The 11,005-nt window shown below is 74.2% G+C and carries 10 protein-coding genes and 1 pseudogene; 10 read left to right on the plus strand and 1 reads right to left on the minus strand.

All coding sequences use genetic code 11. The features are described from left to right. The first annotated feature begins 14 nt into the window (after window positions 1-14). The 8 genes and pseudogenes from ACWGKI_RS14140 (at window position 15) to ACWGKI_RS14175 (ending at window position 8,006) form a co-directional block, all read left to right on the plus strand. Window positions 15-350, plus strand: a complete 336-nt coding sequence (locus ACWGKI_RS14140) for a histone-like nucleoid-structuring protein Lsr2 (RefSeq protein ID WP_380243169.1) — start codon at window positions 15-17, stop codon at window positions 348-350. A 103-nt stretch (window positions 351-453) separates the two neighbouring features. Beyond that, window positions 454-1,545: a lactonase family protein gene (locus tag ACWGKI_RS14145; protein ID WP_452187817.1), complete on the plus strand. Its 1,092-nt coding sequence runs from the start codon at window positions 454-456 to the stop codon at window positions 1,543-1,545. Further along, window positions 1,545-2,894: a D-inositol-3-phosphate glycosyltransferase gene (gene mshA, locus ACWGKI_RS14150; RefSeq protein WP_452187819.1), complete on the plus strand. Its 1,350-nt coding sequence runs from the start codon at window positions 1,545-1,547 to the stop codon at window positions 2,892-2,894. The genes ACWGKI_RS14145 and mshA overlap by 1 nt, the downstream gene beginning before the upstream one ends. 79 nt (window positions 2,895-2,973) lie before the next feature. Further along, complete coding sequence (locus ACWGKI_RS14155) at window positions 2,974-3,414, plus strand: nitroreductase family deazaflavin-dependent oxidoreductase (RefSeq protein ID WP_452187821.1); 441 nt, start codon at window positions 2,974-2,976, stop codon at window positions 3,412-3,414. A gap of 80 nt (window positions 3,415-3,494) precedes the next feature. Beyond that, entirely contained in the window at window positions 3,495-4,235 is a 741-nt protein-coding gene (locus tag ACWGKI_RS14160; RefSeq protein ID WP_380243161.1) for a phosphoglyceromutase, read from the plus strand. A gap of 229 nt (window positions 4,236-4,464) precedes the next feature. Next, on the plus strand, window positions 4,465-6,903 hold the full coding sequence (locus ACWGKI_RS14165) for a polysaccharide lyase 8 family protein (RefSeq protein ID WP_452187823.1): 2,439 nt from the start codon (window positions 4,465-4,467) through the stop codon (window positions 6,901-6,903). Window positions 6,904-7,383: 480 nt separating this feature from the next. Continuing rightward, a pseudogene (locus ACWGKI_RS14170) lies at window positions 7,384-7,461 on the plus strand (DUF4037 domain-containing protein); the annotation flags it as partial. 29 nt (window positions 7,462-7,490) lie between these two features. Then, window positions 7,491-8,006 carry a DUF4037 domain-containing protein gene (locus ACWGKI_RS14175; RefSeq protein WP_452187825.1) on the plus strand — a complete coding sequence of 172 codons (516 nt, stop codon included), beginning with the start codon at window positions 7,491-7,493 and terminating at the stop codon, window positions 8,004-8,006. A gap of 137 nt (window positions 8,007-8,143) precedes the next feature. On the opposite strand, the gene phoU is transcribed toward ACWGKI_RS14175, so the two are convergent. Further along, window positions 8,144-8,809, minus strand: coding sequence for a phosphate signaling complex protein PhoU (gene phoU, locus ACWGKI_RS14180; protein WP_380245216.1), 666 nt, complete (start codon window positions 8,807-8,809; stop codon window positions 8,144-8,146). Between the two features lie 171 nt (window positions 8,810-8,980). On the opposite strand from phoU, the gene ACWGKI_RS14185 reads away from it, so the two are divergent. Further along, on the plus strand, window positions 8,981-10,228 hold the full coding sequence (locus tag ACWGKI_RS14185; protein WP_380245217.1) for a sensor histidine kinase: 1,248 nt from the start codon (window positions 8,981-8,983) through the stop codon (window positions 10,226-10,228). Next, the gene (locus ACWGKI_RS14190; protein ID WP_380245218.1) at window positions 10,225-10,941 is read left to right on the plus strand and encodes a response regulator; all 717 of its coding nucleotides are present in this window, start codon (window positions 10,225-10,227) and stop codon (window positions 10,939-10,941) included. Before ACWGKI_RS14185 ends, ACWGKI_RS14190 begins: the two co-directional genes overlap by 4 nt. The last annotated feature ends 64 nt before the right edge of the window (window positions 10,942-11,005 follow it).

An 11,005-nucleotide genomic window follows, 5' to 3' on the forward strand; every position in this document is an offset into this window, starting at 1 on the left:
CGGAAGGCATTCACGTGGTTCAGAAGCAGCAGATCGTCCTGATCGACGATATCGACGGGAGCGAAGCGGACGAGACCGTGACGTTCGCGCTTGACGGCGTCTCTTACGAGATCGACCTCACGTCCGCGCACGCGTCCGAGCTTCGTGACGCGTTCGCCACCTGGATCGGGCACGGCCGCAAGACCACGGCTCGGCTCGGCGGTGCCACCCGCTCCGCCGCACGCCGCACCGGCACCGACCGTGCGCAGCTCGCGAAGGTCCGCGAGTGGGCCCGCGAGAACGGCCACAACGTGAGCGACCGGGGTCGCATCCCCGCGGCGGTGCTGACCGCCTACGAGGCTGCGCACTGACTCGTCGCACCACGCGGGCACCCCGCAGGCACGACCCCTGGCCGGGCTCCGGCCGGGGGTCGTGCGCGTTCCGCCGGCAGCGGCGCGGTCATAGGCTGAGGCCATGACGGGAACGGGCGCTCGGGCGCAGCTCTGGGTCGGCACCTATCCGGAGCCGGGCGCCGCGCCGGGCAGCGGGGAGAGCATCTGGCGCGTCGAGCTGGACCGGGCCGACGGCTCGGTCGCCTCGGCGGTCGCGACCGTGGCCGCCACCTCGTCCTCCTTCCTCGCGCTGCACCCCTCCGGGCGCACGCTCTACGCGGTGGGGGAGACGCCCGCAGGGACGCTCACGGCGTTCCGGGTCGAGGACGCCGACGGCGCCGCCACCCTCGCGCCGTCGGGCTCGATCGCGTCCGGCGGCGACGACCCGTGCCACGTGCTGGCCCGCCGTGACGTCGTCTGGCTGGCGAACTACGGCGACGGCGTGGCGGCGGCCGTGCCGGTCGACGCGGCGACGGGAGACCTCGCCGCGGAGGGGGTCGTCACGCACCCCGGCGTCGGCAGCGGCCCGGTCGTGGAACGGCAGGCGGGCCCGCACGCGCACTTCGTGGCCGCCGCCGGCGACGACGTCCTCGTGTGCGACCTCGGCGCGGACGTGCTGCGGCGCTACCCGGCGACGGGCGCGGACGCCGGCGCCCCCGCGGAGGTCGCCGCCGTCCTGCCGCCCGGCACCGGCCCGCGTCATCTCGTCGCGCTCGCAGACGGGTCGCTCGTCGTGGTCGGCGAGCTCGACGCCCGCGCGCACGTGCTGGTGCGTGACGGCGACGGGTGGACGTCCGCCGGTGCGGTGCCGGTCTCCCCGGCGGCCGAGGGCGGCCGGGACTTCCCGTCGCACGTGAGCCTCAGCGCGGACGGCACGCGCCTGCACGTCGGCGTGCGGGGCGCGGACCTGCTGGCGGTGCTTCGCGTGCACCCGGCCGGAGACGGCGCCGCGCCGCGCCTGGAGCACCTCGCGGACGTGCCGCTCGGCGAGGGCGCCTGGCCGCGCCACCATGCCGTCCTCGCGACCGACGACGACGGCACCGAGACCGTCGTCGTCGCGCTGCAGGGCCGCAGCGAGCTCGGCACCGTGCGGCTCGACCCGGCCACCGGGACCGGGGAGGTCGTCGCGCGCCACGTCCTCCCGACGCCGCCCGCCTGCGTGCTGGAGTCCTGATGAGCACCTCGGCCGACGCCGTGCGGCCCGGACCCCGGGTGGCGATGCTGTCGGTGCACACGTCGCCGCTCGACCAGCCGGGCACCGGCGACGCGGGCGGCATGAACGTCTACGTGCTGGAGCTGTCGCGGGCGCTGGCCCGGCGCGGTGCCGAGGTCGAGATCTTCACGCGCGCGACGTCGTCCGCCCAGCCACGGTCCGTGGACGTGGAGCCCGGCATCCGCGTGGTGCACGTCGCGGCGGGCCCGTACGAGGGGCTGGACAAGAACGACCTGCCCGGCCAGCTGTGCGCCTTCACCGCCGGCGTGCTGCGGGCCGAGGCGCACCGCCCGCCGCACTGGTACGACGTCGTGCACAGCCACTACTGGCTCTCGGGCCAGGTGGGCTGGCTGGCCGCGGAGCGCTGGGACGTCCCGCTCGTGCACACCATGCACACGATGGCGCGCGTCAAGAACGCCGCCCTCGCCCCGGGGGACGCGCCAGAGCCCGTGGGGCGCGTCGTGGGGGAGGAGCAGGTGGTCGAGGCTGCCGACGGGCTCGTCGCTTCCACGCGTGAGGAGGCCCACGACCTCGAGCAGGAGTACCGCGCCGACCCCGACCGGGTGCACGTCGTCGCGCCCGGTGTGGACCTCGACGTCTTCCGGCCGCTCGAGCCCGTCCCGGGCCAGGACGCCGCCACCGCGCGCCGCGCGCTGCGGGAGCGGCTGGGACTGCCGCTGGACCGCAAGGTCGTGCTGTTCGCGGGCCGGGTCCAGCTCCTCAAGGGGCCGGACGTGCTGGTCCGCGCGCTCGGCGTCCTGGCCGACCATGCCAGCACCGGCGACGCCACCGAGCCCGAGGCGTGGTGCGACGGCGGCGGGTCCCGCGTACCGGCGCTCGTGGTCCTCGGCGGGGCGAGCGGTCGCGCGACGGCGGTGCGCGAGCTGGAGGCGCTGGCCCACCAGGTGGGCGTCACCGACCGCCTGATCGTGCGTCCGCCCGTACCGCGCGAGGAGCTGGTCGACTACCTGCGCGCGGCAGACGTCGTCGCGGTGCCGTCGCACAACGAGTCGTTCGGCCTGGTGGCCGCCGAGGCGCAGGCGGCGGGCACGCCCGTCGTCGCCGCCGCGGTGGGTGGCCTGCAGACCGTCGTGGTGGACGGCGTCTCCGGCGTCCTGGTGCCCGACCATAGCCCGTGGACGTGGGCGCGCGAGCTCGGCGACCTCCTCGCCGACGACGAGCGCCGCGACCGCCTCGCCGCCGGCGCCCGCCGCGCCAGCGAGCGGTTCAGCTGGGACCGCGCCGCCGCGGCCATGCTCGACGTGTACGCGCAGGCGGCGAAGGTGCACCGCGCGCGCTCGCCGAGGTAGTCCAGGCCGTGCCGAGGTAGTCGGGGTCCTGCCGAGGTAGCACGGGAATGGATCGCTGGGGCCAGCAATTGGACCGGGTATGCCGATCACCGGAGAGTACGCACCCAGCCCGTCCGCTCGTGCCGCCAAGCAGGTCGAGGAGTACGAGTCGTCCGGCGGGACGAAGGGCACGACGATGCGCGGCATGCCCGTCGTCATCCTCACGACCGTGGGCGCGAAGAGCGGCAAGCTCCGCAAGACGCCGCTGATGCGGGTGGAGCACGAGGGCGAGTACGCCGTCGTCGCGTCGCTGGGCGGCGCCCCGAAGCACCCCGTCTGGTACTACAACGTCGTCGCGAACCCGCGGGTGGAGCTGCAGGACGGCCCGGAGAAGCACGAGTACGTCGCGCGCGAGATCACGGGCGAGGAGAAGGCGCTGTGGTGGGAGCGGTGCGTCGCCGCGTACCCGGACTACGCCGACTACCAGCGCAAGACGGACCGCGAGATCCCCGTCTTCGTCCTCGAGCGCGCCGGCTCCTGAGCGCACGCCCGGCCGGACGCCGGCGTCCCGGGATCCGACCCGCGGTGCGGGCGCCGGCGTCCAGCAGGCAGGATGGACCCATGACCTACACCCTCGTGCTGCTCCGCCATGGCGAGAGCGAGTGGAACGCCAAGAACCTCTTCACCGGCTGGGTGGACGTGCCGCTGTCGGAGAAGGGCACCGCGGAGGCCAAGCGCGGCGGCGAGCTGCTCAAGGAGTCGGGCGTCACCCCCGACGTCGTGCACACGTCGCTGCTGCGCCGCGCCATCAACACGGCGAACCTGGCGCTCGACGCCGCGGACCGTCACTGGATCCCGGTCAAGCGCAACTGGCGCCTCAACGAGCGCCACTACGGTGACCTGCAGGGCAAGGACAAGAAGCAGGTGCGCGACCAGTACGGCGAGGAGCAGTTCATGCTCTGGCGCCGCTCCTACGACGTGCCGCCGCCCGAGATCGAGCTGGGCTCGGAGTTCTCGCAGGACGCCGACGTGCGTTACGCCGGCGAGCCCATCCCGCGCTCGGAGGCCCTCAAGCAGGTGCTCGAGCGGGCCCTGCCGTACTGGGACGGCGAGATCGTGCCGGACCTCCAGGCTGGCAAGACCGTCCTCGTCGCGGCGCACGGCAACTCGCTGCGCGCGATCGTCAAGCACCTCGACGGCGTCGACGACCAGACCATCGCCGGGCTCAACATCCCTACGGGCATCCCGCTGGTGTACGAGCTCGACGAGGAGACCCTGAAGCCGACCAACCCGGGCGGCACCTACCTCGACCCCGAGGCTGCGAAGGACGCCATCGCGGCCGTCGCGAACCAGGGCAAGTAACCAGCCAGCAGGCACAGCACCGGCACGTCGCCCGACGGGCCTGCGCACGGCGCCGCACCCCACGGGGTGCGGCGCCGTCGTCGTCCCTACGATCCTTCCGTCGACTCCACCGATGATCGGTTGTGACCGGAACGTTGTCGTCCCGATCGTCGCGCGCCATAGTGGCCGCACGTCACCCACGACGGCGTGGGTGTCCGGCGGTTCTGTTTCGACGACGAGAGGGACGCCCATGCACGCACAGCACCCTGTGGCCACCGGTCCGGGCATCACGCGACGCCATCTGCTGCTGATGGGGGCCGCCGTCCCCGCGGCGGCGGGCCTCCTCGGCCCGCTCGGCCTCCCGGCGGCGCACGCGGCCGACGGTTTCGACGGCCTGCGCGCCCGGTGGGCGGACTACCTGACCGGCGGCGCCGGCCTCGACGCCACGCACCCGCAGATCGCCGCGCGGCTCGCCGACCTGTCGTCCCGTGCGGGCGACGCGCTGGCCTCGGCCGCCGCGGCGCCCGCCGCGGGCGGCGACCTGTGGACCGACCTGCCGATGGCCGGGCCGGCAGAAGGCAACATCTCCCTCACCTACTCCCGGATCCTCGTGGTCGCGACGGCGTGGGCCACCCCGGGCACGCAGCAGCACGCGGACGCGGGCGTCGCCGACCAACTCGTCGCCTGGTACCGGCACATGAGCGCGCACTGGTACAACCTGACGATCCGGAAGTCGGGGAACTGGTGGTTCTGGGAGATCGGCATCCCGCGCACCCTCGGCGACCTGTCCGTCCTCGTCGACGCGCTGCTCACCGACGCCGACCGCGCGGCCGCCGTCGCCGCGGTCCGCCGCTTCACCCCGAACCCGAACTACCGCGGCACGTCGACCTCGCCCGAGACGGGCGGCAACCGGGCCGACAAGGCGCTCGCGTGCCTGCTGCGGGGCATCACCGCCCGCGACGAGGCCGACATGGTGCTGGCCCGCGACGCGCTCAGCGACAGGGCGGGCGGCGGGCGCAACAGCTTGTTCCGGTACGTCACGTCGGGCAACGGCTTCTACGCCGACGGGTCCTACGTGGACCACTCGTACCTGCCGTACGTCGGCACCTACGGCAACGTGGCGCTGTCGGGCGTCGCCCGCTCGCTGATGCTGGTCACCGGCAGCCCGTGGGAGGTGACGGACCCGGACGTCGAGATGATCCTGGCCGCACCCGAGCGGTCGTTCGCGCCGTTCGTCTGGAACGGACGGATGCTGGAGACCGTCCGCGGGCGCGCCGTCTCGCGCGAGCGCGAGCACGACTTCCACGACGGGTTCACGACCGCGGGCTCGCTGCTGCTGCTCGCCACCCAGATGCCGGCGCCGTACCGGGACACGTACCGCTCGCTGGCCAAGGGGTGGCTGTCGCGCTGTACGGAGGACTACGCGGCCGGTGCCACGCTCAGCGACCTGTCGCGCGCGCTGCCCGTGCTCGCCGACGACGGGGTGACCGGCGCCCCGGAGCCGCTCGGGCACCGGCAGTTCGGTGCCCAGGAGCGGATGGTGCACCGGGGGAGCGGCTGGGCATACACCGTGGCCACGTCGTCGCGCCGGATCGGCCGCTACGAGTGGGGCAACGACGAGAACAACCTCGGCTGGCACCAGGGCGACGGCGCCGCCTACCTGTACGTCGACGGCGACCAGGGTCAGTTCTCCGACGACTACTGGCCCACGGTCGACCCCTACCGCCTGCCCGGCACGACGGCGTCCCTCTCGCCGCGCCAGTCGGGCGCGTCGGGCGCGGGGACCGGCATCCCGCGAGCGCAGAACGGGTGGGCCGGAGGGGTGGGGCTCTCCGGGCGGTGGGGCACCGCCGGCATGGACCTCACCAACAGTCTCGGCACCGTCCGGGCGAAGAAGTCGTGGTTCCTGCTCGACGACGCGGTGGTCGCGCTCGGCTCGGACGTCACGGTGACCGGGTCCGACGCCGAGACGGTGATCGAGAACCGTTCCTTCCCCACGGACCGTGACCCGGCGCTGCTGCTCGACGGCGCGCGGGTGACCGGCCCGGTCGAGGGGGCGGCGCCCACCTGGGCTCACGTGGAGGGCGTGGCCGGGTACGTGCTGCTCGGCGACGGCCAGGCCGTCCGCGCGCAGGTGGCCGACCGGTCCGGGTCGTGGCGGGACGTGAACTCCGGCGCCGACACCGGCGGCTCCGCCGACCTGCGCACCCGCCGCTACGCGACCGTGACCGTCCAGCACCCCGCGGGGACCACGGGAGGACGGTACGGCTACGTGATCCTGCCCGGCGCCACCGCCGAGCGCACGGCCACGGTGGCAGCGGACGGCCTCGAGAAGCTCGACGTCGAGGTGCTGCGGCAGGACGCGACGGCGCACGTCGTCCGAGCGGTGCGCCGAGGCCGGTGGTTCCTGTTCGCCCACCTGTTCGCCGCGACCGACGAGGGTCCGGTCCGCGCCACCGGCCCGTGCGCCGTCCTCGTCTCCGGCCACGCGCGGGAGGCCACGCTGGCCGTGTCGTCGCCGTCGAGGTCGATCGAGGCCGCGACCGTCGAGATCGACCTGGACCGCAAGCTCTCCCGCGTCACGTCGGCGCACGAGCGCCTGACCGTCACCGGGGGGCACGTCGTCACCGTCCAGGCGGTGCTGTCCCAGGCCGCCGGGGCGTCGTTCGAGGCGTCGCTGGCGGGCTGACCGGCTGTCCGGCCAGGAGCGGCGCCGGGAAAGGGGTGGGTCCCGGCGCCGCTCGCCTGGCAGGGTGACCGCGTGCACACCGGCATCGGCCTCGCGCGGGCCTACCACGACGACGTCGTCCGGCCCCTGCTCGACGCCTGGCGCCCGGGCCTGCCGTACGCGGCGGCCCGGCTGGGCAGCGGGTCGGACGTGCTCGGTCTCGACGACGCGACGTCGCGCGACCACGACTGGGGGCTGCGGCTCACGCTGCTGGTCGACGCGGCCGACGTCGTGGCCGTGGACGCCTACCTGGGAGGGGCGCTGCCCGCCGAGCACGCGGGCCTGCCCACCCGGTTCGCGACCACGTGGGAGCCGGTGGTGCGGCACCGGGCCGAGGTCACGACGCCCCGTGCGTTCGCGCGCTCCCGGCTCGGCCTGGACCCCGTCACCGAGCTCGACGCCACGGGCTGGCTGTCCCTCACGGGGCAGAGCGTGCTGGAGGTGACGGCCGGCCCCGTCTTCCACGACGGCCCGGGGGAGCTCACCGCGGTCCGGGAGCGGCTGGCCTGGTACCCCGACGACGTCTGGCTGCACGTCCTCGCCGCCGAGTGGGCCCGGGTGGGGCAGGAGCTGCCGTTCTCGTCGGCCGCACCGGCGACCGCGGCGACGACGTCGGCTCCCGGGTCCTGGCGGCCCGCCTGGCGGGCTCGCTGCTGCGCCTCGGCCTGCTGCTGGAGCGGCGCTGGCCGCCCTACCCCAAGTGGCTGGGCACGGCGTTCGCGGACACCCCGTCGGCGGCGGGCCCGCACCTGGACCGGGCGCTCGCGGCACCGTCCTGGCGGGAGCGCGACGCCGCCCTCGGCGACGCCTGCGACGCCCTGCACGAGCGGCAGCGCGAGCTCGGCCTGCCGTCGCTCGACGGCGCGGCGACCGAGCCGTTCTTCGATCGCCCGTTCCGCGGCTTGCGGGGTCTGCCGGAGCTGCTCCGAGACGCCGCCGGCGCGTCCGTGCGCGGCCTGCCGGCCGCCGTCGAGCAGTGGATCGACGCGGTCGAGGTGCTCATGGACCCGCGCCGGCGAGTCGCCGCCACACGCGCGGCGGTACGGAGGAGCGAGGCGAGGTAGGGACGGTCTTCTTGTCGCGAGGCTGGCTGGGCCTGGCGGGAGGTCGCGAGGAACGAGCGGCCGGATGGCGCGCCTCGCGACAAGAAAACCGTCCCTACCTCGCCGCCCCGACCACGCAGACCGTGGTCGGGGGCGGCTCAGGCGTCGGCGCGCGCGTGCTCGTCGTCGAAGTTGCCCGTGACGAGGAAGGTGATGCGACGCGCGACGGAGACGCCGTGGTCGCCGAACCGCTCGTAGTACCGGCCGAGCAGGGTGACGTCGACGGTCTCCTGCGCGTTGCCGGGCCAGTCCGGGTCGAGCGTCGCGGCGAAGGTGTCCTGGTGCAGGGCGTCGAGCAGGTCGTCGTCCTGCTGCACCTCGGCGGCGAGCGCGACGTCGCGGGTGGCGAGGAGCGCCGTCGTGCGCTGGGCGACGTGGACCGCCGCGCCGTGCATCTTGACGAAGGTCTCGCGCGCAGGCCCGGGCACGGCCTGGGCCGGGTAGCGGCCGCGGGCGATCTCGGCGACGTGCCGGGCGAGGTCGCCCATGCGCTCGAGCGACGCGCTGATGCGCAGCGCCGAGATGACGATCCGCAGGTCGGTCGCGACGGGCGCCTGCTGCGCGAGCAGGTGCACGCAGCGCTCGTCGAGCTCGCTCTCGAGCCGGTCGATGGCGTGGTCGGAGGCGATGACCTCCTGCGCCAGCTGGTGGTCTGCCCCGAGCAGGGCGTCGCCGGCGCGCCGGATGGCCGACTCGACGAGCCTGCTCATCTCGATGAGGTCGTCACCCACCTGGCGCAGCTCGGCCTCGAAGATCTCTCGCATCGCTGTCCTCTCGGAAAGAAGTGTTCTGACCGCACCCTGCCACGCCTCATGGACGGGCCGGGGGCGCCCAGGTGAACTCCGGGAGGGCCGAAGGTGAACAGTGGGCGACGGCTCGCTGAGCAGTTCCGCTCCGCGACGGATTCCCGCCCCGCCGCCACCTAGGCTGCTGCCGTGGACGGAATCCTCCCAGGCGTCACCGCGGTCGTCGCGGGCATCTTCGGCGTCGTGGTCGGCGTGATCGCCACTCTCGCCTTCCGCTTCTCCGAGCGGGTCCAGCGCCGGTCGCCGGAGGCGGCCCCCGCCGAGCTCGACGAGGGGCTCGTGCGCGTGCTCGCGGTGCTGCGGTCGGCCGCGGTGGTGCTCGACGAGGAGGACGAGGTGGTGCGCGCGTCGCCGCCCGCGTACGCGCTGGGCGTGGTGCGCAACGACGCCCTGCAGCACCCGTCGATCGTCGACCTGGTGCGCCAGGTACGCCGCGACGGGGTGATCCGGGAGAAGGAGCTCGAGCTGCCGCGCGGCCCGATCGGTTCCGGCACGGTGCTCCTGCAGGTGCGCGTCGCGCCGGTGGGGCCGGACAAGCTCCTCGTCCTCGCCGAGGACCGGACCGAGGCACGCCGCGTCGAGGCCATCCGCCGCGACTTCGTCGTCAACGTGTCGCACGAGCTGAAGACGCCGGTCGGGGCGCTGGCGCTGCTGGCCGAGACGGTGCAGGACGCCGCGGACGACCCGGTGGCCGTGCGCCGCTTCACCCAGCGCATGCAGGCGGAGGCCCAGCGGCTGTCCGCGCTGGTGCACGAGATCATCGAGCTCTCCCGCCTGCAGGTGGCCGGCGCCCTGCAGGAGGTCAGCACCATCCCCGTGCGCGACGTCGTGGCCGAGGCGGTGGACCGCGCCCGCACCACCGCGCAGGCGAAGAACATCACCATCACGGTGGGCGGCACCGCGGACGTCCTCGTCTACGGCGACCACAACCTGCTGGTGACGGCGGTGCGCAACCTGCTGGACAACGCGGTCGCGTACTCGGCCGACCACACCCGCGTGGGCGTGGGGGTGCGCGAGCGTGGCGGCCTCGTCGAGATCGACGTCGTCGACCAGGGCGTCGGCATCGCCGCCGACGAGCAGGAGCGCGTCTTCGAGCGCTTCTACCGCGTGGACCCGGCGCGTTCCCGCGACACCGGCGGCACCGGGCTGGGACTGAGCATCGTCAAGCACGTCGCGGCCGACCACGGCGGCGACGTGCAGATGTGGTCCGAGCCCGGCAAGGGCTCCACGTTCACCCTGCGCATCCCGGCGGCCGACGTGCCGCAGGAGATCCCGCAGGACGTCCCGCAGTCCCCGCACGACCCGACCCGGCACGACCAGACCCAGCACGACCAGAACCCGAACAGTGGCACGACGGACGAGGAGGTAGGTGCGTGACGCGCATCCTGGTGGTCGAGGACGAGGAGTCCTACCGGGACCCCCTGACATATCAGCTGACCCGCGAGGGCTTCGAGGTCGTGGAGGCCTCGAACGGGGTGGACGCGCTGGCCGCCTACGACGACGGCGGCGCGGACCTCGTGCTGCTCGACCTCATGCTGCCCGGCCTGTCCGGGACGGAGGTGTGCCGCGAGCTGCGGCAGCGTGGCGACGTGCCCGTCATCATGCTCACGGCCAAGGACTCCGAGATCGACAAGGTCGTGGGCCTGGAGCTGGGCGCCGACGACTACGTCACCAAGCCGTACTCGTTCCGTGAGCTGCTGGCGCGCATGCGCGCCGTGATGCGGCGACGTGGCCCCGCCGCGCCGGACGCGGCGTCGAACGGGCACGACGACGACGGGGAGCCGGTGCTCGAGGTCGGCCCGGTGCGGATGGACGTGGAGCGGCACACCGTGACGGTGGGCGGCGACACGGTGTCCCTGCCGCTGAAGGAGTTCGACCTGCTGGAGCTGCTGCTGCGCAACGCCGGCCGCGTGCTCACCCGCGGGCAGCTCATCGACCGGGTGTGGGGTGCGGACTACGTCGGCGACACGAAGACGCTCGACGTTCACGTGAAGCGGATCCGCTCGAAGATCGAGTCCGACCCGGGGTCCCCGCAGCTCCTCCTGACCGTGCGCGGCCTGGGCTACAAGCTGGCGGACGACGACGCCTGACGCGCCTCACCACCCTGCGCCGAACAGGCGGTTGCGCACGTTCTGAACGCTCAGAACGTGCGCA

Source organism: Isoptericola sp. NPDC055881 (assembly GCF_053615895.1).